At 63.3% G+C, this 21,448-nt stretch carries 20 protein-coding genes; 10 read left to right on the top strand and 10 right to left on the bottom strand.

Features of this window, described 5'->3' with window-relative positions; genetic code table 11:
* The first annotated feature begins 15 nt into the window (after window positions 1-15).
* Window positions 16-918 (top strand): LysR substrate-binding domain-containing protein, encoded by a 903-nt coding sequence (locus tag C8K44_RS10745; protein ID WP_109575788.1) that lies wholly within the window; start codon window positions 16-18, stop codon window positions 916-918.
* A 171-nt stretch (window positions 919-1,089) separates the two neighbouring features.
* On the top strand, window positions 1,090-2,493 hold the full coding sequence (locus C8K44_RS10740; RefSeq protein WP_109575980.1) for an MATE family efflux transporter: 1,404 nt from the start codon (window positions 1,090-1,092) through the stop codon (window positions 2,491-2,493).
* A gap of 215 nt (window positions 2,494-2,708) precedes the next feature.
* Here the strand turns inward: C8K44_RS10740 and C8K44_RS10735 are convergent, their stop codons facing one another.
* The 8 genes from C8K44_RS10735 to speB all read right to left on the bottom strand — a co-directional run bounded on the left by C8K44_RS10735 (window position 2,709) and on the right by speB (window position 10,006).
* On the bottom strand, window positions 2,709-3,509 hold the full coding sequence (locus tag C8K44_RS10735) for an ABC transporter permease (RefSeq protein ID WP_109575787.1): 801 nt from the start codon (window positions 3,507-3,509) through the stop codon (window positions 2,709-2,711).
* Window positions 3,506-4,360, bottom strand: a complete 855-nt coding sequence (locus C8K44_RS10730; protein ID WP_109575786.1) for an ABC transporter permease — start codon at window positions 4,358-4,360, stop codon at window positions 3,506-3,508. Before C8K44_RS10730 ends, C8K44_RS10735 begins: the two co-directional genes overlap by 4 nt.
* A complete protein-coding gene (locus C8K44_RS10725; RefSeq protein WP_109575785.1) occupies window positions 4,357-5,394 on the bottom strand; it encodes an ABC transporter ATP-binding protein in 1,038 nt (345 codons plus the stop codon). Before C8K44_RS10725 ends, C8K44_RS10730 begins: the two co-directional genes overlap by 4 nt.
* Window positions 5,395-5,572: 178 nt before the next feature.
* Window positions 5,573-6,661: an ABC transporter substrate-binding protein gene (locus C8K44_RS10720; RefSeq protein ID WP_109575784.1), complete on the bottom strand. Its 1,089-nt coding sequence runs from the start codon at window positions 6,659-6,661 to the stop codon at window positions 5,573-5,575.
* Window positions 6,662-6,730: 69 nt separating this feature from the next.
* Window positions 6,731-7,378: an amino acid ABC transporter permease gene (locus C8K44_RS10715; protein ID WP_109575783.1), complete on the bottom strand. Its 648-nt coding sequence runs from the start codon at window positions 7,376-7,378 to the stop codon at window positions 6,731-6,733.
* Window positions 7,375-8,043, bottom strand: coding sequence for an amino acid ABC transporter permease (locus C8K44_RS10710; protein WP_109575782.1), 669 nt, complete (start codon window positions 8,041-8,043; stop codon window positions 7,375-7,377). Before C8K44_RS10710 ends, C8K44_RS10715 begins: the two co-directional genes overlap by 4 nt.
* Window positions 8,044-8,046: 3 nt before the next feature.
* On the bottom strand, window positions 8,047-8,850 hold the full coding sequence (locus C8K44_RS10705; protein WP_109575781.1) for a transporter substrate-binding domain-containing protein: 804 nt from the start codon (window positions 8,848-8,850) through the stop codon (window positions 8,047-8,049).
* A gap of 94 nt (window positions 8,851-8,944) precedes the next feature.
* The gene (speB, locus tag C8K44_RS10700; protein WP_109575780.1) at window positions 8,945-10,006 is read right to left on the bottom strand and encodes an agmatinase; all 1,062 of its coding nucleotides are present in this window, start codon (window positions 10,004-10,006) and stop codon (window positions 8,945-8,947) included.
* 210 nt (window positions 10,007-10,216) lie between these two features.
* On the opposite strand from speB, the gene gcvA reads away from it, so the two are divergent.
* The 8 genes from gcvA (at window position 10,217) to C8K44_RS10660 (ending at window position 19,175) form a co-directional block, all read left to right on the top strand.
* Window positions 10,217-11,179, top strand: coding sequence for a transcriptional regulator GcvA (gene gcvA / locus C8K44_RS10695; protein WP_109575779.1), 963 nt, complete (start codon window positions 10,217-10,219; stop codon window positions 11,177-11,179).
* Window positions 11,180-11,498: 319 nt separating this feature from the next.
* On the top strand, window positions 11,499-12,803 hold the full coding sequence (gene pncB / locus C8K44_RS10690; protein ID WP_109575778.1) for a nicotinate phosphoribosyltransferase: 1,305 nt from the start codon (window positions 11,499-11,501) through the stop codon (window positions 12,801-12,803).
* A gap of 36 nt (window positions 12,804-12,839) precedes the next feature.
* Window positions 12,840-14,258 carry a hypothetical protein gene (locus tag C8K44_RS10685; RefSeq protein WP_109575777.1) on the top strand — a complete coding sequence of 473 codons (1,419 nt, stop codon included), beginning with the start codon at window positions 12,840-12,842 and terminating at the stop codon, window positions 14,256-14,258.
* Between the two features lie 166 nt (window positions 14,259-14,424).
* Window positions 14,425-15,729, top strand: coding sequence for an ABC transporter substrate-binding protein (locus tag C8K44_RS10680; RefSeq protein WP_109575776.1), 1,305 nt, complete (start codon window positions 14,425-14,427; stop codon window positions 15,727-15,729).
* 164 nt (window positions 15,730-15,893) lie between these two features.
* Window positions 15,894-16,775: a branched-chain amino acid ABC transporter permease gene (locus C8K44_RS10675; protein WP_109575775.1), complete on the top strand. Its 882-nt coding sequence runs from the start codon at window positions 15,894-15,896 to the stop codon at window positions 16,773-16,775.
* Window positions 16,772-17,737, top strand: a complete 966-nt coding sequence (locus tag C8K44_RS10670) for a branched-chain amino acid ABC transporter permease (RefSeq protein ID WP_109575774.1) — start codon at window positions 16,772-16,774, stop codon at window positions 17,735-17,737. Before C8K44_RS10675 ends, C8K44_RS10670 begins: the two co-directional genes overlap by 4 nt.
* Complete coding sequence (locus tag C8K44_RS10665) at window positions 17,734-18,471, top strand: ABC transporter ATP-binding protein (protein ID WP_109575979.1); 738 nt, start codon at window positions 17,734-17,736, stop codon at window positions 18,469-18,471. Before C8K44_RS10670 ends, C8K44_RS10665 begins: the two co-directional genes overlap by 4 nt.
* Entirely contained in the window at window positions 18,468-19,175 is a 708-nt protein-coding gene (locus tag C8K44_RS10660; protein ID WP_109575773.1) for an ABC transporter ATP-binding protein, read from the top strand. The genes C8K44_RS10665 and C8K44_RS10660 overlap by 4 nt, the downstream gene beginning before the upstream one ends.
* Here the strand turns inward: C8K44_RS10660 and C8K44_RS10655 are convergent.
* Window positions 19,172-20,599, bottom strand: a complete 1,428-nt coding sequence (locus C8K44_RS10655) for a sodium:proton antiporter (RefSeq protein ID WP_109575772.1) — start codon at window positions 20,597-20,599, stop codon at window positions 19,172-19,174. The two genes, C8K44_RS10660 and C8K44_RS10655, sit on opposite strands and share 4 nt — an antisense overlap.
* A 53-nt stretch (window positions 20,600-20,652) precedes the next feature.
* Window positions 20,653-21,252, bottom strand: coding sequence for a bifunctional nicotinamidase/pyrazinamidase (gene pncA / locus C8K44_RS10650; RefSeq protein ID WP_109575771.1), 600 nt, complete (start codon window positions 21,250-21,252; stop codon window positions 20,653-20,655).
* Window positions 21,253-21,448: the final 196 nt, after the last annotated feature.

Raw genomic sequence — 21,448 nt, 5'->3', positions numbered from 1 at the left:
TGTGGGAGTGCTGAGATGCCGCTTCAGCTGCCGCCTTTGACCGCGATCAGGGTGTTCGAGGCCGCCGCCCGCCAGGGCAGTTTCACCAAGGCCGCAGCCGAACTCGGCATGACCCAGGCCGCCGTCAGCTACCAGATCAAGCTGCTCGAGGAGCGCGTCGGCGCGCCTTTGTTCCTGCGCAAGCCGCGCCAGGTGGTGCTGACCGAGGTTGGCAGCCGCATGGTGCCGACGGTGACCGAGGCATTCGGCCTGCTGAGCGAGGCCTACCAGGTGGCGCGCGCCGGTTCGGGCGGCACGCTCGGCATTTCGACGGTCCACACCTTCGCGTCGAACTGGCTGGCCCCCCGCATCGGCTCGTTCCAGCTGCGCCACCCCAACATCGCGGTCCGCCTCGACACGTCGAGCGCCCTCGTCGACTTTTCGCGCGAGGAAATGGATATCGGCATCCGCTCCGGCTCAGGCAAATGGCCCGGGCTCGCCGCCCATTTCCTGCTGCGCTCGCAGTATTCTCCCATGCTCAGCCCACGCCTCGCCGAAAGCATCGGCGGCATCAAGGAGCCGGCGGACCTGCTCAAGCTCAGGATCCTCAACCCCGCCGACATCTGGTGGAAGGACTGGTTCGCAAAGGCCAATGTGCCGGCCGACGCACTCGACAGGATGCCCGACACCAGCCTGGGTTCGCAGGCCGCCGAGGCCAATGCCGCCATGGCCGGCCAGGGTGTCACCGTCCTGACCACCGCACTGTTCACCGCCGAGCTGGCCGAGGGCCGGCTGATCCAGCCGTTCGAACTCACCGCCCATGGCGGCGACTACTGGCTGGTCTATCCCGAGGGGCGCCGCAACGTGCCCAAGATCCGGGCTTTCCGCGAATGGATCATGGCCGAACTGAACTGCCCCACCGATACGACAGGCGGCTGACGGCACAGCCAACCCAACTCCCTGGCTCAATGCTTGGCCGCTGAGACAGCTTGCCACTTCAGCCCGATTGCTTCAAAACCTGATCATGGCGAGGCAAACCTTGGAGGTTTTGCGGCCAAATTGATCGATATCGGCGGCCTTTTCTCGCGATATCGCACGAAAGACGAAAAAATGTCTGCGATCGCAACCGGCGCGCAATCACCGGCAAGTCCTTGGCGTCACGAGATTCGGGCAATGTTGGTGCTTGCCTGGCCGATGATCCTCACCAACCTGGCGCAGACAGCGATGACCGCCACCGACGTGATGATGCTCGGCCGGCTCGGTCCCGATGCGCTTGCCGCCGGCGCGCTTGGCTCGAACCTCTACTTCGCGCCGCTGATCTTCGGGCTCGGCCTGATGTATGCGACCTCGCCGATGATGGCAGCAGAGCTTGGCCGCAAGCGCCATTCCGTGCGCGATGTCCGTCGCACCGTGCGCCAGGGCCTGTGGCTCGCGGTCCTCATCTCCATCCCGATCTGGGGCCTGTTGTGGTTCACAGAGCCGATCCTGCTTGTGATGGGCCAGGAGCCCAAGCTTGCCGAGCAAGCTGGTATCTATGTGCACCACCTGCAGTGGGCGGCGCTGCCTTTCTTCGGCTACATCGTCTTGCGTTCCTTCATCTCGGCGCTCGAACGCCCCGGCTGGGCCCTGGTCATCATGGCGATCGCGGTCGTGGCCAACGCGCTTGGCAACTGGCTTTTGGTGTTCGGCAAATGGGGCTTCCCCGAGATGGGCATCGCCGGCTCCGGCCTTGCCACAAGCATTGCCAGCGGGCTGATGTTCGTCGGCATGGCCGCAGTTGTGGTGACGGAAAGGAAGTTCCGCCGCTACCGCCTGTTCGGCCGCTTCTGGCGGGCCGACTGGCCGCGCTTCAAGGCACTGCTCAAGCTCGGCGCGCCGATCTCCGGCATCCTTGCCTTCGAGGTCACCATCTTCAACGCGGCAGCCTTCCTGATGGGCCTGATCAATTCCGCCTCGCTGGCAGCTCACGCCATCGCGATCCAAATCTGCGCGGTCACCTTCATGATCCCGCTCGGCCTCGGCCAGGCGGTCACCGTGCGCGTCGGGCTCGCTTATGGCGCAAAGGACCATGACGGCATCACCCGCGCCGGCTGGACCGCCTATGTGCTCGGCGTTTCTTTCATGGCGCTGATGGCGCTTGTCATGGTGTTGTGGCCGCATGCCCTGATCGGCGCGTTTATCGACGTCAGCGACCCGGCCAACGCCACTGTCGTCGGCCTTGCCGTCACCTTCCTTGTTTTCGCCGCCCTGTTCCAGGTCGTCGACGGCGCGCAGGCCGTGTCGGCCGGCATGCTGCGTGGCCTGCAGGACACCACCATTCCGATGATCTATGCGGCGATCGGCTACTGGGGTGTCGGCCTGCCGCTCGGCGTGGTCCTCGCCTTCCACTTCGGCTTCGAAGGCAGCGGCATCTGGATAGGCCTTTTCTCGGGCCTAGCCGTGGTCTCGGCGCTGCTTTTATGGCGTTGGCTCAGGCGCGAAAAACTCGGCCTAATGGACCGGCCGGTGATCTGACGGAGAAGGCCGCAACGAGCGTCATCCCGGGCGACTGAGCGAAGCGAAGTAAGACCCGGGGACCCATTGGTCCGGCCAACGTGGAGCACGGTCGAGTCCTCACCTTGGCGCATGCCAGCGCCCTTCACGCCACCCGGCCGCGCTGGTCAATGGGTCCCGGATAAGCTTCGCTACGCTGCGCTTTCCGGGATGACGGGCTTGGGTATGCCCGCTCCTCAACTCTCCGACGACATCGCCCCCAACAGCTTCCTGATATCGCCGAACCTGGCGATCAGTCCGAACACCAGTGCGGCCACCGCCACGAAGAACACCGACACCGAGGCCATCGTCGGCGTGTAGCCATAGCGCAGGGCGTTGAAGATCTTGATCGGCAAGGTTTCGAGCGTGAAGCCGATCGTCATGTAGGCGACGATGTATTCGTTGAGCGACAGCACGAAGGCGAAGGCATAGCCCGAGACGAGATAGGGCCGGATCAGCGGCAGCACGACCGTCTTGAGCACCGTGCGGTCGTCCGCGCCCATCGTCGCCGCCGCCTCGACCAGCGAGCGGTCGATGGAGGCAAAGCCGAGCGAGAGCGTCACCAGCGGCAAGGTGATAAAGAAGATCGCGTGGCTGATGACTGCCGTCCATGGCTGGCCGTAGAAGCCCGTCGTCGCCCAGAAGGTCAGCATGCCAAGTGCCGTGATGACAGGCGGCAGGATGAAGGGCGCCAGGCCGAGGATCTGGAACACGTTGGCCCAGGGCGCGATGCGCCGCCACAGGAACCAGGCCAGCGGCAAGGCGATGGCAACAGCCAGCGCCGCGGCGGTCACCGCCAGCGACAGCGAGGCGATCAGCGCCTTGCGCCATTCCGGATCGGCGAAGATCTGCGCATACCAGGCCAGCGAGAAGCCTTTCGGAGGAAAGGCGAGGTCCTGCTTTTCGTTGACCGACACGCCGGCAACGACGATCAAGGGTGCTGCGAGAAACAGGGCAACGGCGGTGAAATAGAGCCGGCGAAGGAAGGTCTGTTTCACAGCGCGTTCTCCCTGCGTCCGACGAGCAGCGTCAAGCCGACAAGCGCCAGCGACATCAGCACCAGAAACACCGCCATCGCCGCGGCGAAGGGCATGTTGGACTGGTAGATGGCCTGGTCGGTGATCAGCACCGACAGCGTCCAGTGCGACGGCCGGCCAAGTATCTGCGGCAAGAGATAAGAGCCCAGCGCGAACACGAAGACCATGATCAGCGTGGCAACGATGGTATTGCGCAATGCCGGCACCACCACGTTCACGAACGCCCTTACCGGCGAGGCGCCCAACGTGCGCGCGGCCTCGAGCAATGTTGGATCAAGACGCACCAAGGCGGGATAGAGCACCAGGATGGTGTAGGGCAGCGCCTGGTAGACCATGCCTGTCAGCACTGCCCAGAAGCTCGGCAACAGCGCCACCGGCTCCTTCATCACGCCGATGGCGACGAACAGATTGGTGATGCCGGCGGTGCGCGAAAACAGCGTCGACCAGGCAAAACCGATGATGACTTCCGACAGCGACAGCACCGAAAGCAAGCACACCAGCCAGATCGTCTGCACCTTGCGCGGCCGCTTGGTGAGCAGGAAGGTGAATGGAAAGGCGATGACCACGCAGCAGATGGCAACCATCACCGCGAGCATCAGCGAGAAGCCCAGCACCTTGCCGAAGAACGGGGTGAGGAAGCGGGCATAGTTCGAGAAGACGAAGTCGGGCGTGTAGAAGCCCGAGGGATCACGCTGGAAAAAGCTCACCGCGATCATCGTCGAAAACGGGATGACGAAAAAGACGATCAGCATCAGCCCGGGAAAGAACAGCGGGCTGTAGTCGGCGATCGATTTCGGCGCCTCGCGTTTCATGACTTGAGCACCACGCAGGCTTCCGCCGGCAGGATCACGCCGACCTGCTGGCCGGCCACGACTTCGGGCCGTTCGCGCGGCGTCGCCACCGCAACGATTGTCTTGCCGCCGGCTTCGATAAAGGTCTCGATCGTGCCGCCGAGGTCGCGCACGAAGGTCACGGTGCCGGCGATCGCGTCGCCGCCGACCGGGCCGAGATGCACGTCCTCCGGGCGGATCGACACGGAGGCCTTGGTCAGGCCCTCGGGAATCGTCAGATTGGGGATGGCCTGGCCGAGCACCGAAACACGGCCCACCCGGTCGGCGGTCGCGTCGAGCAGATTGGTCATGCCGATGAAGTCGGCGACGAAGGCGTCGGCCGGCTTGCGGTAGATCTCGATCGGGGGTGCTGCCTGCAGGATCTTGCCGTTGCCCATGACGACGACGAGGTCGGCCATGGTCATCGCCTCGCGCTGGTCGTGGGTGACGACGAATGTGGTGATGCCGAGCCGCTGCTGCAGCTGGCGCAGCTCGACCTGCATCGCCTCGCGCAACTTTGCGTCGAGTGCCGACAGCGGTTCGTCGAGCAGGAACAGCTTTGGCGACAGTGCAAGCGCACGCGCGATGGCCACGCGCTGGCGCTGGCCGCCAGAAAGCTTGGCTACGGGGCGGTCGGCGAAGCCGGGCAGATGGATGAGCTTCAAAAGTTCGTCCGAGCGCTTTTTTTGTTCGTCGCGCGAGGCGCCGCGAATGCGCAAGGGATAGGCGATGTTGTCGCCGACCGACAGATGCGGAAACAGCGCCAGCGACTGGAACACCATGCCGAGATTGCGCTTGTGCGTCGGCATAGGGGTGATGTCGGTGCCGTCGAGCAGGATCTCCCCGCTGGTCGGCTCCTCAAGACCAGCAATCATGCGCAAAAGCGTGGTCTTGCCGCAGCCGGACGGCCCGAGCAAGCAAACGAACTTGCCGTGCGGCACCGACAGATTGGCCGTATCGACAGCCCTGAAGTTGCCGAAGGTCTTGGTGATGTCCTTAAGCTCAAGTCCGGACATGAGAGGCCCTCGAAATGTTGGAGCGGCGTTGCGGAAAGCGTCTCTTCTCCCCGTTTACGGGGAGAAGATGCCGGCAGGCAGATGAGGGGCGGTGCAAACCTTGCCGCGCTGGCGCTGCCCCTCATCCGGCCCTACGGGCCACCTTCTCCCCGTAAACGGGGAGAAGGAAAAAAGCAGATCAGCCGACGATCAGTTCGGTCCACTTCTGGTTAATCCAGTCGGCCTTGTGCGTGTAGAGGTCGTAGCGTGGGATGATCGGCGGAATATCCGACGACACGGCCGCGAACTCCTCGGGCGTCAGGTCCAGCAATTCACGCTTGACTGTCGGCGAGGTGCCGACCTTGCGCGACATCAGCGCCTGCACCGCGGGCTGGCACATATGGTCAATGAAGGCATGCGCCTCTTCGGTCTTCTTCGAGGCCCGCGACAGGACCCACGAACCCGAATCCTGGATGCCGCCTTCCTTGGGGAAGGTCGAGCGCACGGGCTGGCCTTCGGCGGCGGCGAGGCCGGTGACGTCGTGGTAGTACTGGCCCATCGGGATTTCGCCCGACTTCAGCGCCTGTTCGAACTGCGCCTCGTCGCGATACCAAAGCCGCACGTTCGGCTTGACCTCGGCGAGCTTGTCCAGCGCCTTGAGGATACCCTCTTCGGTGTCGAGCACCTGGGTGCCGCCCATGAAGGTGGCCGCCGTCACTTCGAGCAGGAAGGAGTTCGAGGCCAGCGCCAGAAGACCAAGCTTGTCGGCATTCGCCGGATCCCAGAACGCCGCCCAGCTGTCGGGCGCGGTCGGGAACGCATTCGTGTTGGTCACAAGCGTGATGTACCAGGCCACGGCACCGATGCCTGCAACGCGGCCGTCAGGATACTTGTTGACGAAGTGCTCGATCAGGTTCGCGCTGTTTTTGATCTTTGCGAGATCGAGCGGCGCCCACAGTTCGGTCGACTGCCCCTTCAGCATCGAGGTCTGCGACATCATCGAAAGATCGGCCGGCGCCTGGCCCGCCTTGGCGGCCTGCTCAAGCTGCACCAGCCAGGCTTCGCCGGTCGGCTCGGCGATCGATTCGACCGCGATGCCCGTTGCCTTGGTGAATTCAGGGAAGATGTGCTCGTCGAACGACTTCTTGAAGTAGCCGCCATAGACGCCGATCTTGATCGACTTGTCCTGCGCCCGAAGGATCGACGGCATGGCGAGCAGGCTGGCCGAGGCCACGCCGGCGCCAAGCACGGCGCGCCGGCTGATCGGGGTGTTCAGTATCTTTTTCATCGGTCTTCTCCTCTTTATTGCCGGCTTTTGCCGGACGTTCCCATGATTTTTTTATGACGGAGGCTCGTGTCAGCGTGCTGCGGCGCGGGCCTCCAGCGAACGGGCATATTGGGTCAGCGGGTAGCAAAGCACGAAGAAGATCACTGCCACCAGCCCGTAGACGGTGAACGGCTCAAATGTTGCGTTGTTGATGGCATTCGAGGTCCTGAGCAGTTCTTCGAAGCCGATGATGGAGGTCAGCGCGGTTGCCTTGATCAGCTGTACGAGAAAGCCGACGACGGGGGCGCGGGTGATGGCAAAGGCCTGCGGCAGGATGATCAGGCGCAGTTCCTGGACATAGTGCAGGCCAAGGCTCGCGCCGGCATCCCACTGTCCGCGCGGCAAGGCATCGACACCGCCGCGCCAGATCTCGGCAAGATAGGCGCTGGCAAAGAAGGTTAGACCGAGCACGGCGGCCGTCCACGGCTCGATGCGAAAGCCGAGCATAGGCAGGCCGAAGAACATCAGGAACAGCTGCATGAGCAAGGGCGTGCCCTGAAACAGCGCGATGTAGCCGCTGGCGAAGCGGCGTTTCCATTTGCCCTTGGAAATGCGCAAAAACAGGATGGCGATGCCGACGATACCGCCGCCGACGAAGGCGGCGATCGACAAGAGCACGGTCCAGCGCGTGGCGAAGATCAGGTTGCGCAGGATATCCCAGAAGGTGAACTCGATCATGACACACCCGCCGAGAGCGTACGGCGGCCGATGCCGACCAAAAGTCGGCGCAGCGCGATGGAAAGGCCGAGATAGATCATGGCAACGACGAAATAGGTCTCGAAGGGGCGGAACGTCCGCGCCTGCAGCATGTCGGCTTCGTAGGTGAGTTCGCTGACGGCGATCTGCGACACGACCGAAGATTCGAGCATCATGATCACGATCTGGCTCGTCAGTGCTGGGAAGATGACCTTCAACGCCTGCGGCAGCACGATCTTGAAGAAGACCTGACGCGGCCGCAAGCCCAAGGCAAAGGCGGCCTCACGCTGGCCTTTCGGCACCGCGTCGAGGCCGGCACCGACAATCTCGGTGGTATAGGCGGCCATGTTGAGCGTCATCGCCAGGATGGCGGCGAAGATCGGATCGAGCCTGATGCCGATCGCCGGCAGGCCGAAGAAGATGAAGAACAGTTGCACCAGGAACGGGGTGTTCCTGATCACCTCGACATAGACCGTGATGGCCCGCTTGAGCCAGAGCGGCCCGCTGCGGCGGCCGGCGGCGGCCAGCACGGAGATCACCGTGCCGGCCAGCGTCGTCACCACGATCAGGAAGACCGTCATGGCGGCACCGCGCGCGATTGCGCCCAGTGCCCCCTCAAGCCAGCCGAAGTCGAGGCTGTAGCTCACCGATCAATCCTTGAGGTTCTCGGGGTTGAGCGGAACCTTCAGCCACGCCTCGGACGACTTGCTGAGACGGCCGTCGGCGAGCATCGCCGCAACCGTGTCGTTGATCACCTTCTTGAGGCCTTCCTCGTTCTTGTTGAGGCCGATATGCGACGGCGAGGTCAAGAGCTGGAACTTCTGCTCCGGCTTGAGTGCCTCCTGGCGCGCCAGCACCTGGGCGCCAACGTCGTTGCCGACCACCATCAGCTGGGTCTGGCCGGAGATGAAGGCCTGGATGACGGCGTTGTAGTTGTCGAAGCGCTTGATGTCGGCGGTCGCGGGTGCGGCCTCGGTCAGCGAGGTGTCTTCGAGCGTGCCGCGATTGACGGCGATCGACTTGCCGGCGAGGTCATCCTTGCCAGCCACCTTGAGTTCGGCGGGGCCGATCACGGCGATGTAGTAAGGCGCATAAGCGGCGGCGAAGTCGATGACCTGCTCGCGCTCCTTGGAGTAGCCGACGCTCATCAGCAGATCCACGCGATGGTCGGTCAGGTAGGGAATGCGGTTCTGGCCGGTCACCGGCACGGGATTGAGCTTGACCTTGAGCGTATCGGCGATCGCCTGCGCCACATCCATGTCATAGCCCTTGAGGCTCATGTCGGCACTGGCCGAGGAAAAGGGCGGGAAGTCGGCGAAGACGCCGACATTGATCTGGCCTGCCTTGGCGATGTCTTCGAGAGCATCGGCATTGGCCGGCTGCACCGCGAAGGCGGCGGTGCCAGCGACAATCAGAGCGGCGACCGTCGATTGCATAATCGTCTTGATGTTCATGTCGTGGTTCCCTCTGGAATGTTTGCTTGTTGAACAGTCTCGTTAGCACCTGGCCGCTGCATCCAGAACAGCGGCCAGTCGAAATTGTTGTTGCTTATGCACCCTTGTTGGTGACGAAGGGGCTGAACATCATCAGGCTCAGGATTTCAAACAGCACCTGGGCACCGGCGTGCGCGGTGTTGGTGGTCGAATCATACTGCGGAGCCACCTCGACGACGTCGCCGCCGACCAGGTTGAGACCCTTGAGCCCGCGAATGATTTCCAGCACTTCGCGTGTCGTCAGCCCGCCCACCTCCGGCGTGCCGGTTCCGGGCGCGAAGGCCGGATCAAGGCTGTCGATGTCGAAGGACAGGTAAGTTGGGCCGTCGCCGACGATCTTCTTGGCCTTCTCGATGACGGCGGGGATGCCCATGCCCGTCACCTCTTCGGCGTGGACGATTGTCATGCCGGATTCGTAGGAGAACTCCCACAGATACTCGGCCGAGCCGCGGATGCCGATCTGGATGACGCGGCTCGGGTCGAGCACGCCGTCGAGCACGGCGTTGCGGAACGGGCCGCCGTGATGGAACTTGGTCAGGTCGTAGGCGCCGCCGGTGTCGCAATGGGCATCGATGTGGATCATGCCCACCGGGCGCTTCTTGCCCACCGCCTTGAGGATCGGGTGGGTGATCGAATGGTCGCCGCCGACAGACAGCGGCACAACGCCAGCGTCGACGATCTGGCCGATGCGGCGCTCGATGTCCTCATGGCTGAGCTCGAGCCGGTAGCGGCTGCGGAACGGCACGTCGCCGATGTCGGCGACCCTGAGTTCCTGCACCGGCGCGCAGTCGAGCACGTGGTTGTAGGGACCGATGCGCTCGATGGTGCGCAGCGCACGCGGGCCGAAACGCGAGCCGGGACGGTTGGTGACGCCGAGATCCATCGGCACGCCGACCATCGCCACCTGCAGATCGCCGAAATTCGGATTGTCGTTGTCGACCTCGAGATAGGGTGCGGTCAGGAAAGTGGGTATGCCCGAATAGGGCGCGAGCCGGGTGCCTGCCTTGTTGAAGATCTTGTCGGCGACGCGGCGGAACTTCGGGTCGAACAGATCGCCGCCATGGCCCTCGCCATATTTCTTGCGCAGCTCGTCAAGTTTCTTGACGTCGAAACCCATGATTTCCTCCTGTGATCCGAGACGGCAATGCGGGCGATCGCCTGTCGCCGTCCGCTCCTGGCGGCCAGCCTGATACCTCGTATTCCCCGCATGCTTTTTGGTTGTTATGGGCCAAGTCTCCGGCAGTGCCGTTGAAATAGCAATTGATAATGTTAATGTCTCCGCTGTGAGAATTTCTCACAATGGACGGCTCAGGCCGAGGAGATTTCGATGTCCAGGCGCCTGCCTCCGCTGAACCCGCTGCGCGCCTTCGAGGCCACTGCGCGCCACGGCTCCCTGACCAAGGCGGCTGGTGAGCTCAACGTCACCCATGGCGCGATCAGCCACCAGATCCGCGCGCTCGAAGCCACCTTGAAGGTCAAGCTTCTCGAACGCAGCGGCTCGCGCCTCAAGCTTACTGCGCAAGGCGCGGAGTTGTTGCCGGCCGTATCGGGCGCTTTCGAAAGCATAGCCGCGGCCACCGCGCGCATGACGCGGCCGACCAGTTCGGGAAAGCTGACCGTAAGCTGCGTGCCGGCACTGCTGTCATTGTGGCTGGTGCCCAGGCTGGGAGGCTTCACCGCGCAGTATCCGGGCATCAGCCTGACCCTGAATGCCACCAATGACGCCCGCGACGTTCATTCGCCCGATGTCGATGTCTGCCTGTTCTACGGTGACGGCAGGTGGAGCGATTGCTGGATGAAGAAGTGGTCGACACTGGAACTCTTCCCGGTGGTCAGCCCGACGCTGATCAACAACCGGCCCATCCGCAGCGTGCGCGATCTTGCCGACCACGTTTTGCTGCACGCCGACGAAGGCCGGGAGTGGCACACATGGCTCGCCGCGGCCGACGCGCTTGACATCAAGCCGCTGCAGCAACACCGCATGGCCGGTGCGAGCCTCACCACCGAAGCCGCCGTGCACGGCCATGGCCTGGCCCTCGGCGACAGCGTGACCGCGAGTTCGCTGCTTGCCAAGGGGCAGCTGGTCACGCCGTTCAATCTATCCGTCCCGGCTGTCGATGCCTTCTACGTCGTGTGCCGAAACGAGGTAAGATCGGCGCCGATCGCCCAGGTGTTCATCGACTGGCTGTTCGCCCAGCGCGAGGAACTTCCGGCACGCACAGAGCAGGCCGTTACCGGCCAGATCAGCATAAGAAAGAGGCGCGCGCAAAAAGCCACGGTCGCCAGCTAGGGCATGACCCACGAAAAATGGAAACCTGTTCTCGTGCAAGATGATGACCAAGCCAGAAAACTGGATCCAGTTGCGAGCCAATGGCCTTGGAGCAGGCTCTAGTCTTTGCAAGCCTTCGCGCCTACCTTGTTTAGCCGATGCGACTATAGGGCCAGGGTTGCTTTTTTCTCGTCTGCAGCTTGATCGGCCGCGCGCTATATCTCAAAGCTGTCAACGAGGTCGCGCCTGCGTGGCGCTGTAGCACTTTAAGTCTGTGCATGATCGCCAGTGAAAATCGATTCCGGTTTTCGGGGCCATGCGCCGGGAGGAATGAAGCGGCATGGCCAGGACCGACATTGCACGGCGGGTTTACAACCACACCTGGAAGCTCGATCCGATCGTGCGCTCGCTGCTCGACACGGACTTCTACAAGCTTTTGATGCTGCAGATGATCTGGGGCATGCACCCCAAGGTCGACGCCACCTTCTCGCTGATCAACCGTGCCACTTCGGTCAAGCTGGCCGAGGAGATCGACGAAGGCGAATTGCGCGAGCAACTCGACCACGCGCGTACGCTACGCTTTTCCAAAAAGGAGATGATCTGGCTCGGCGGTAACAATTTCTACGGCCGCAAGCAGATTTTCGAACCGGAATTCCTGGCCTGGCTCGAGGATTTCCAGCTGCCGCCCTATGAGCTTGAAAAGCGCGACGGCCAGTATGAGCTCACCTTCGCCGGCCCATGGATGCAAACCTCCATGTGGGAGATTCCGGCACTCGCCATCATCAACGAGTTGCGCTCGCGCTCGGTGATGAAGGCCTTTGGCCCCTTCGCCCTTGACGTACTTTATGCCCGCGCCAAGGCCAAGATGTGGGACAAGACCGAGCGGCTGAAGATGCTGCCCGACATCAAGATCTCCGATTTCGGCACGCGTCGCAGGCATTCGTTCCTGTGGCAGCGCTGGTGCGTCGAAGCCCTGAAGGAGGGCATTGGCGAGGCCTTCACCGGTACTTCCAACGTTCTCCTGGCCATGGACACCGACCTTGAAGCGCTCGGCACGAACGCCCATGAGCTGCCGATGGTCTATGCGGCGCTTGCCAATGGCGAAGACGAACTCAAGCAGTCGCCCTACAAGGTGCTGCGCGACTGGCAGCGCTATTATGGCGGCAACCTTTTGATCGTGCTGCCCGATGCCTTCGGCACCGCCGCCTTCCTGCGCGATGCGCCCGACTGGGTCGCCGACTGGACCGGCTTCCGCCCCGACAGCGCTCCGCCAATCGAAGGCGGCGAGCGCATCATCGACTGGTGGCGCAAGAAGGGCCAGGACCCGAAGTCCAAACTGCTGATCTTCTCCGACGGGCTCGACGTCGACACCATCATCGAGACCTATCGGCATTTCGAGGGCAAGGTACGCATGTCCTTCGGCTGGGGCACCAATCTGACAAACGACTTCGAGGGCTGCGCGCCTGTCGAAACCGATCGGCTGAACGCCATTTCGCTGGTTTGCAAGGTCACCGAAGCCAACGGCCGCCCGGCAGTCAAACTCTCCGACAACCCGGCCAAGGCAACCGGCGACAAGAAGGAAATCGCCCGCTATCTGCGTATCTTCGGCGAGACCGACCGCGTCGAGCAGCTGGTAAAGGTTTAGCAGCCAATGGCGCAGGCGCGGACCTGCGCTGTCGCGATGGCCGGCCGCGCTCTGGCCGCTGCAGGAGGCTTCCTCGCCGCTTCTCTATGGTCTTGCCTGCCCGCTTTCGCTCATGCCTCCGACCGTGGGCACGTTCTGCTTTTGCCGACCGGGCATTACATAGCCGGCGCAGCATTCGCTGTGGCCGCCAGTTTCCTCGTGCTTGCGCTGCTGCCTCCGCAGCATCTGGTCTCCCTTTGGCGCAGGCGTTTGCCATTCGGTGCGATCCCCGATTTGCGGCAGGCTTTCAGCCTCATCTCCTTCGCTCTCTTCGCCGTGTTCATCGCTGCCGGCTTCACCGGCTCGCGCGATCCGCTATCCAACCCGTTGCCGCTCACCATCTGGACGCTGCTTTGGGTCGGGTTCACTCTTGCCCAGGGCCTGTTCGGCAATCTCTGGTACTGGCTCAACCCGTGGTATGGGCCGTACCGCCTCATCAGGCGAGCCTACGCGGCAGCCAGTGACAGTCCGCTCCAGCTCCCGGCATGGCTCGGCTACTGGCCGGCCTTCATCCTGTTCTTCGGCTTCGCCTGGTTCGAACTGATCGACCCCGCGCCCGACGACCCCGCACGGCTCGCTATTGCCGCCGGCGCTTACTGGCTGTTTTCGCTCATCGCCATGCTGGCCTTCGGCTTCGAACGCTGGAGCCGGCAGGGCGAATTCCTCTCCACCTTCTTCGCCATGATCGGGCGCTTCGGCATTGTCGAAGGCAAGCAGGACGGCAAGCGGTTGCGCCTTACCCTATGTTGGCCGGGCGCCAAGCTTTACGAGGCCGAGACACTGCCGCCGTCAGGCGCGCTATTTTTGCTTCTGACGCTTGCCTCGGTCTCCTTCGACGGTTTTTCCAAGACCTTCTTCTGGCTTGGCCGCAACGGCATCAACCCGCTCGAGCTGCCCGGACGCACGGCCCTTGTCGCCACCAACGGCGTCGGCCTGGTGGCGATGTTCGTGCTGCTTGCAGCCGTCGCGTTGTCGGCGGTCCTGATCGGCGAAAGGCTGGTGGGCAGCACCCTGCCCTTGCGGCGGGCGGCGGGGTTGATGGTCTGGTCAATCGTTCCGATCGCGCTCGCCTATCATTTCTCGCACTACCTGACATCGCTTCTGGTCAACGGCCAATATGCGCTCGTCGCCTTGTCGGACCCGTTTGCCCGGGGCTGGAACTTGTTTGGCACGGCGCACATGCCTGTCGAGGCAGGCATCGCCATGGGCGCGCATTCCGCCTGGCTCATCTGGAACCTGCAGGCGGCGGCCATCGTCGCTGGCCACGTGCTGGCGGTGCTGGTTGCGCACGTGCTCGCCTGGCGGCTGCATCCCTCCGCCGCCGGTGCTTCGCTCAGCCAGCTGCCACTGACCATGCTGATGATCGGCTACACCGTTTTCGGCCTGTGGCTGCTCTCGACAGCCACTGCGGGATAGTGCAAATGCAGGTGGGTTTGCCCTTGGGGAAGGCACTGTTGCCACCTCTGGGGATTGGTGATCTAGTTTGTATACATGCGATTTTTTGCCGGTTTCTTATGTTCCGGGGCGGAAGAGCTGCCAATCCGCACCATCGTTGGTCAAACGCGCGACAAGGGGATAGGGCATGACTGAAGACAATCGCTTTTTCGATCTCGGCAAAACCGGCCTCACCCGCCGCACGGCACTGAAAGGCCTCGCCGCGGGCGCCGGTCTGATGGCCGCGCCGGGCTTCGTACGCTATTCGCAGGCGCAATCTTCCGCACCGATCAAGATCGGCTTCCAGGCCCACCGCACCGGCATCGGTGCTGCCTATGGCCGCTGGTATGAAAAGACCACCAACGCCGCGGTCAAGCTGATCAACGATGCCGGCGGCATCAACGGTCGGCCGATCGAGATCATCGTCGAGGACGACGGCACCGATCCCAAGCGCGGCGCCGAAGTTGTCGGCAAGTTCGCCTCGCAGCACAAGACCGACATCGTCTTCGGCACGCTTTTCAGCCATGTCGTCGTGGGCTCCGCGCCGACCGCCGGCGAGCTCAAGATTCCCTACTACGTTGTCAGCGAGGGCTACCACGTCGCCTCCGGCAAGCTGAACCGCTGGGTCTTCCAGCCCGGCATCACCGATGTCCGTGCGCAGGTCACTTCAGTGGCACCGTGGATTGCCGCCAACATCGGCAAGAAGGTGACGATGATCTATCCGGACTATGCGTTCGGATACGACCACCGGGACTATTTCGCGCCTGCCATCAAGGCGCAGGGCGGCGATGTGATCGCCCAGATTCCGATCCCGCCGACCGAAAGCTCCTTCACCAAGTACCTGCCGCAGATCCCAGCCGACACCGAGGTCTTGTACCACGTCATGGTCGGCCCCGGCGTGCTCACCTTCGTCAAGGAACTCGGTGAATTCTACGGTTCGAACAAGCCGCAGCTGTTCGGCTTCATCGACTCGCTGGAAGCCGTCGACATCAACAGCCCGGGCCTCGAATTCCTCGACGGCAGCCATTTCTGGGAGGGCTCGCCGCGTTACGCCCAGGCCAATGACAGCGAGGCTCAGAAGGCCTATCGCGCGGCCGTCGGCATCGACGACAATGGCGCATCGGTCGGCGATGCCAAGGACGTGTCCACGGCCGCCCACATGTTCGGCTGCTGGGAAACGCTCTACGTCATCAAGAAGGCGATGGAGGATTCCGGTTACAAGGGACCGGAGGATCGCGCCAAGCTGGTCGAGGCGACCGAGGCGCTGACCGAGTTCAAGGAAGGCCCCGAGCATCCCCAAGGCGACAAGATCTTCAACGGCAAGATCCATCAGGTCTTCGGCCACCAGAACATTTCCAAGGTCGAGGGCGGCAAGCTCAAGGTCGTGCACCGCACCTCTATCGAGGACGGCATGTACGAACCGGAAGCGGACTACACAACGCAGCCGCTGTGAGCTGAAGCCCAATGCCGGTTCTGCCCCTCATCCCCCTGCCGGGACCTTCTCCCCGTAAAAACGGGGAGAAGGGGCGCTGCTGCAACGTTCACGTACCCCTCGCCCCGTCTTTGCGGGGAGAGGGCAAGGGGCAGCGCTACTGTTGCCGGACAATCGACACCTGAATGGCCTTTTTCCCCCACCTCCTGCTTGCCACGCTCGAGGGCCTGGTCACCTCGGCGGTGCTGGCGCTGACGGCGCTCGGCCTGTCGCTGGTGTTCGGCGTCATGCGCATCGTCAATGTCGCCCATGGCGAGTTCTTCATGCTGGGCGCGGTGCTGGCATGGGCGATCACGATCACGCTCACCGGCCACCCGGCGCTCGGCTTCGCGGTTGCGCTGGTGCTGTCGCCGCTGATCGTCGGTGGCATCGCCTGGATCGCCGAACGGCTGGTGCTGCGCCGGCTCGAATACAATCCCGAAGCCACCATCGTTGCCACCATCGGCCTGCTCTACATCATCCAGCAGCTGGCGCTGACCTTCTACGGACCCGAGGCGCGGCCGGTGGCGCCGCCCTTCAGCTACCGTATCCAGCTGCCCTGGTTCGGCTATTCCGGCTACAAGCTGTCGATCATCGCGGCCTCGGCACTCCTCCTGCTGGCCACATGGTTCGTGCTGACCCGCACCAGGATCGGGCTCGTCATGCGGGCAACGCAGTATGACCGCGAGACAGCCCTAGCCTTCGGCATACCGGTCGGGCGCGTCTACGGTGCTGTATTCGCCCTCGGTGCGATGCTCGCGGCGGTCGCCGCCGTGCTGATCGTGCCGATCCAGCAGGCCCACTACCTCATGGGCCTCGACCCGCTGCTGTTGTCCTTCATCGTCGTCATCATCGGCGGGCTGGGCTCGCTTCGCGGCACGGTGGTCGCCGCCCTGCTGATCGGCGTGTCGGACGGCATCATCTCGGTGTTTTTCTCCCCGACCCTGGCCAAGATCATCGCCACGCTTGTCGTTGCCCTGGTGCTGGTGTTTCGACCGCAGGGCTTGTTTGGAACGGCAACGAAATGAACTGGGAAGGTCCAACGGCGAAGGTCTATGCGTTGCACGTGGCGGTCGTTGCACTGCTGGTCGGGCTCAATTTCGCACTTCCCGAATATCACCACGGCGTCCTCGCCCGCGTGCTCGTGCTCGCAGTCTTCGCCATGGGCTACAACGTGCTTTTTGGCTATGCGGGCCTCTTGAGCCTCGGCCACGCCATGTTCTTCGCGGCAGGGCTCTACGGTGCCGGACTGCCGCTCTATCATCTCGGCTGGGGCGTGCCGGCGGCCTTTGGCGCGGGCATCGCGGCGGGGTTCGTCGCGTCGCTGATCATCGGGCTTCTGGCGCTGCGCACCTCAGGCGTTGCCTTCATGATCGTGACCATGATGTTTGCCCAGGTGTTTTATCTCACCACGCTTTATTTCGGCGAGTGGACGCGCGGCGACGAGGGGCTGGTGCTGCAACAGCAGGCGCGGCAGGTTACGCTTGGCGCGCAAACACTCGACCTGACAAGCCCTGCCACGCGTTACCTGTTGGCCGTCGCACTGTTTGCAATCGTGTTGCTGGCCTCCGTCGCCCTCGTCCGCTCACGCCACGGCCGCGTGCTCGTTGCCATCCGCGAGAACGAGGAGCGGACAAGAATGCTCGGCTACGACACCTTCGCCAACAAACTGGCGGCGGTGGTCACATCGGGCGTCATCTGTGCTGCGGCGGGTGCTGCCTATGCGCTTTTGTTCGGCTATGTCGGCTCGACCTTCGCCTCCGTGCAGTATTCCATACTGCCGCTGTTGTGGGTGCTGCTCGGCGGTGCCGCGACCACGCTCGGGCCGCTGATCGGCACGCTGTTCATGTATTATGTCATCGACATCGCCAGCGGCTACACCTCGGCCTACATGCTGGTTGTCGGCGCGGTTCTTATCCTGCTCGTGCTCTTTTTCCGCAAGGGCGTGCTTGGAACGGTGCGCGAACGCTGGGTCGGGTGGCTGCCATGACGGCGCTTTTGACCACCAGGGGACTGTCGCGCCGCTTCGGCGGCCTGCGTGCAGTCGACGATGTCGAATTTGCGCTTGAAACGGGTGAAATCCGCGCCGTCATCGGCCCCAACGGCGCCGGCAAGACGACCTTCGTCAGCCTCGTTTGCGGCCGCTACGCGCCGGACGCCGGAACGATCACCTTCAGCGGCGAGGACATCACCGCAATGCCGGCCCACATGAGGGTACGGCGCGGCATTGCCTACACCTTCCAGATTACCAGCGTCTTCGCCAATCTCTCCGCCTATGACAATGTGGCGCTGCCCGTCCAGCGCACGCTGACTGACGGGCGCTCACGCGGCGCGGTGCGGCATGGTGCCATGGAAGCGCTGGAGCGCGTCGGACTTTCCAATCGTGCCAACGAACAGGCCGGCACTCTGGCCTATGGTCACCAGCGCCTGCTCGAAGTGGCGATGGGGCTGGCGCTCAAGCCGCGGCTCTTGATCCTCGACGAGCCGACACAGGGGCTGTCGGACGGCGAGATCGAGAATTTCGTCGCGCTGGTGCGCGAGATCGCCAAGGACGCAACCGTGCTTTTGATCGAGCACAACATGCAGGTGGTGATGGAGCTCGCCCAGCGCATCACCGTGTTCAATGCAGGCAAGATCTTGGCCGAAGGCGCGCCCGCTGAAATCAGGGGCAACGCGGCTGTCCAGGACGCTTACCTCGGCACCACGCCGGAGGCACAAGCATGAGCGCAGCGCTGACGATCAGCGGGCTCGACTGCTTCTATGGCGAGGTGCAAGTGCTGCACGGCCTCGACCTTGAGCTGAACAAGGGCGAAGTTCTGTGCCTGCTCGGCCGCAACGGTGCCGGCAAGACGACGACTCTGAAGGCGATCATGGGATTGGTGCCGGCACGCGCGGGCTCCATAAGGCTCGGCGAGCGCGAACTGACAAGCCTGCCTGCGCATGAAGTACCCAAGGCGGGCGTCGCCTATGTGCCGCAAGGGCGGCGGCTGTTTGCCGAACTGACGGTCGCCGAAAACATCGAGATCGGCCTGATGGCGCGCAACAAGGGCAACGCGGTGCGCGAGGCCGTGCTCGACCTCTTCCCGCTGCTGCGCGACCGGCTGAAGCAGCGTTCCGGCACGCTGTCGGGCGGGGAGCAGCAGATGCTGGCGATGGCGCGTGCGCTGTGCCTGGAACCTGACGTGCTTTTGCTCGACGAGCCGACCGAAGGCCTGATGCCATCGATGATCGCCAGGATACGCGAGACAGTGGCCGCGCTGCGCGAGCGCGGGGTTTCGACCATCCTGGTCGAGCAGCGCGTCGACGCGGTCTTGCCCGTGGCCGACCGCGTCGCCTTCATCGAAAACGGCCGCAACCGCGAGACGGTCGACGTCGCGCGGCTGCGGGACGATCCGGCACTCGTGCGCCGTTATGTTGGCGTCGGTTAGCCGAAGAAGACGAATCCGGCGATCAGGAAGGTCGGGATCAGCACAGATCCGGACCACAGCATGTAGCCGAAGAAGCCGGGCATGTTGACGCCACGCTCGCGCGCGATCGCGTAGACCATGAAGTTGGGTGCGTTGCCGATATAGGTGTTGGCACCCATGAACACAGCACCCGCCGAGATCGCCGCCAGCGTGCTGCCCAGTGTCGTCATCAGCACCTTGGGATCGCCGCCTGCCAGCTCGAAGAACACCAGATAGGTCGGCGCGTTGTCGAGAAACGACGAAAGTGCGCCGGTGAGCCAGAAATAGGCGAGGTCGTTGGGACTGCCTGAAGGTGTCGTGACCAATGACACCAATGGTGCAAATGCACCATCAAGCCCGGCGCGCAGGATGGCGATCACCGGCACGATGCAGATGAAAATCGCAGCGAACAGCTTGGCCACTTCGAGAATCGGCCCCCAGGAAAAACCGTTGGCGGCGCGATACTCCTTGCGGGTAACGGCCAGCGAGACAAAGGCAAGCACCAGGATGACGGCGTCGCGGACGAGGTTCTGCAGCTCGACCGCTACGCCCTGGATGGTGAAAGCGATGCCCGGTTTCCACGATGCCGACAACAAGATGGCAGCGATGACACCAGCCAGAAGGGCGATGTTGGCGAGGCCGCGAATGCGCACCTTCGAATGCGGCGTCGGGTCCTTGATCTTGGGCTGGCCCTGCTCGCGGCTGTGGAAATACCAGTCGACCGCCAGGAAAGCGGCAAGCACGATGCCTCCGACGACCAGCGTCTCGCGCCAGAGATGGGCGGTGGTCCAGAAGAAATCGACACCGCGCAGGAAGCCGACAAACAGCGGGGGGTCGCCGAGTGGCGTCAACGCACCGCCAATGTTGGATACAAGGAAAATGAAGAAAACGACGACATGGGCGTTGAAGCGGCGATTGTCGTTGGCCCGGATGACCGGGCGGATCATGATCATCGAGGCGCCGGTGGTGCCCACGACAGATGCGAGCAGCGCACCGATGAGCAACAGTCCGGCATTCACCAAAGGCGTGCCCTGGATGTTGCCCGCCACCAGCACGCCGCCGGCAATGGTGAACAGCCCGAACAACAATATGATGAACGACATGTATTCGAGCAGGAGCGTGTGCAGCACCGCCTCTGTCGTGATGCCGGGGCCATAGAACAGCGCCATCGGCACGATGACCATCACGGCCCAGACGGCCGAGATCTTGCCGTAATGATGTTCCCACACATGCGGATAAAGCAGCGGACCGGTGGCGATGGAGAGCAGCAAGCCGGCGAAGGGCAGCGCCCACCACAACGACATGGCTGCCCCTGGCAAACCTTCCTCGGCGGCAAGGGCCGAACCAGCACTCAACACCACACCCGCCAGCGCCACAGGCACTGCCGCAAAACGCGAGAAATTCATTCCGTCCCCTCTGCACCGGCCATTGGGCCGGTCATTCCAAACTTGCTCGCGGTTCAGACGAGCGTCACGCCTGCGTCGCGCATCTTGCCGATCATTGTTTCGAGCGAACCGCCCAGGTCGATGGCACGGCATCCGTCGAGCCTAACGGTGGTGGCAAAGCCATGTTCGACCGCATCGAGCGCCGAATAGGCAACGCAATAATCGGTGGCGAGGCCGACAAGGGTAATCTGACCGATTCCGCGCTCGCGCAGATAGCCGGCAAGGCCGGTCGGCGTGAGGCGGTCGTTCTCGAAGAAGGCCGAATAGCTGTCGATGCCGCTGCGAAAGCCCTTGCGCACCACGAGCTCGGCCTTGGCCCAGGCGAGGCCGGAATTGAAGTCAGCGCCGCGGCTGCCCTGGATGCAGTGATCGGGCCACAGCGTCTGGGCGCCATAGGGCATGTCGATGCTTTCGAATGGCTGCCTGCCCTGATGGCTCGAGGCGAAGCTGGCATGGCCAGCGGGGTGCCAATCCTGGGTCAGCAGGACATGCTCGGTGTTGCGGATAAGGTCGTTGACCAGCGGAATGATCTCGTCGCCGCCCGTCACGGCAAGCGCACCGCCCGGGCAAAAGTCGTTCTGCAGGTCGATGACGATGAGCGCGTCCGCGGCCATGGAGCCTCCATCAATTGGTGCCAGTCGAGCCGCGATAGCGGCGGACGCCGAAATTCGGCCAGATGCCGGCTTGCGTCAACCTTCAACTTGGAAAGTCGGCCGTCTCCGGGGCGCGCGCCCATGCAAACCGGGCTTTGACAAAAGGCCGCAGCGGTCTATCATTTGCATGCGAATGATTTTGTCCGGCGACGAGCCG

The sequence above is a fragment of the Aminobacter sp. AP02 genome (genome assembly GCF_003148805.1).
Taxonomy (GTDB): Bacteria; Pseudomonadota; Alphaproteobacteria; order Rhizobiales; family Rhizobiaceae; genus Aminobacter.
The sequence above is the reverse complement of the archived record's forward strand: the minus strand, read 5'-3'. Positions and strand labels throughout refer to the sequence as shown.

What these genes read in the sequence shown, in the direction of transcription:
- C8K44_RS10745 (WP_109575788.1), top strand. Translation starts at nt 16, where the DNA reads ATGCCGCTTCAGCTGCCGCCTTTGACCGCGATCAGGGTGTTCGAGGCC.
- C8K44_RS10740 (WP_109575980.1), top strand. Translation starts at nt 1,090, where the DNA reads ATGTCTGCGATCGCAACCGGCGCGCAATCACCGGCAAGTCCTTGGCGT.
- C8K44_RS10730 (WP_109575786.1), bottom strand. Translation starts at nt 4,360, where the DNA reads ATGAAACGCGAGGCGCCGAAATCGATCGCCGACTACAGCCCGCTGTTC.
- C8K44_RS10725 (WP_109575785.1), bottom strand. Translation starts at nt 5,394, where the DNA reads ATGTCCGGACTTGAGCTTAAGGACATCACCAAGACCTTCGGCAACTTC.
- C8K44_RS10720 (WP_109575784.1), bottom strand. Translation starts at nt 6,661, where the DNA reads ATGAAAAAGATACTGAACACCCCGATCAGCCGGCGCGCCGTGCTTGGC.
- C8K44_RS10715 (WP_109575783.1), bottom strand. Translation starts at nt 7,378, where the DNA reads ATGATCGAGTTCACCTTCTGGGATATCCTGCGCAACCTGATCTTCGCC.
- C8K44_RS10705 (WP_109575781.1), bottom strand. Translation starts at nt 8,850, where the DNA reads ATGAACATCAAGACGATTATGCAATCGACGGTCGCCGCTCTGATTGTC.
- speB (WP_109575780.1), bottom strand. Translation starts at nt 10,006, where the DNA reads ATGGGTTTCGACGTCAAGAAACTTGACGAGCTGCGCAAGAAATATGGC.
- gcvA (WP_109575779.1), top strand. Translation starts at nt 10,217, where the DNA reads ATGTCCAGGCGCCTGCCTCCGCTGAACCCGCTGCGCGCCTTCGAGGCC.
- pncB (WP_109575778.1), top strand. Translation starts at nt 11,499, where the DNA reads ATGGCCAGGACCGACATTGCACGGCGGGTTTACAACCACACCTGGAAG.
- C8K44_RS10685 (WP_109575777.1), top strand. Translation starts at nt 12,840, where the DNA reads ATGGCCGGCCGCGCTCTGGCCGCTGCAGGAGGCTTCCTCGCCGCTTCT.
- C8K44_RS10680 (WP_109575776.1), top strand. Translation starts at nt 14,425, where the DNA reads ATGACTGAAGACAATCGCTTTTTCGATCTCGGCAAAACCGGCCTCACC.
- C8K44_RS10675 (WP_109575775.1), top strand. Translation starts at nt 15,894, where the DNA reads ATGGCCTTTTTCCCCCACCTCCTGCTTGCCACGCTCGAGGGCCTGGTC.
- C8K44_RS10670 (WP_109575774.1), top strand. Translation starts at nt 16,772, where the DNA reads ATGAACTGGGAAGGTCCAACGGCGAAGGTCTATGCGTTGCACGTGGCG.
- C8K44_RS10665 (WP_109575979.1), top strand. Translation starts at nt 17,734, where the DNA reads ATGACGGCGCTTTTGACCACCAGGGGACTGTCGCGCCGCTTCGGCGGC.
- C8K44_RS10660 (WP_109575773.1), top strand. Translation starts at nt 18,468, where the DNA reads ATGAGCGCAGCGCTGACGATCAGCGGGCTCGACTGCTTCTATGGCGAG.
- C8K44_RS10655 (WP_109575772.1), bottom strand. Translation starts at nt 20,599, where the DNA reads ATGAATTTCTCGCGTTTTGCGGCAGTGCCTGTGGCGCTGGCGGGTGTG.
- pncA (WP_109575771.1), bottom strand. Translation starts at nt 21,252, where the DNA reads ATGGCCGCGGACGCGCTCATCGTCATCGACCTGCAGAACGACTTTTGC.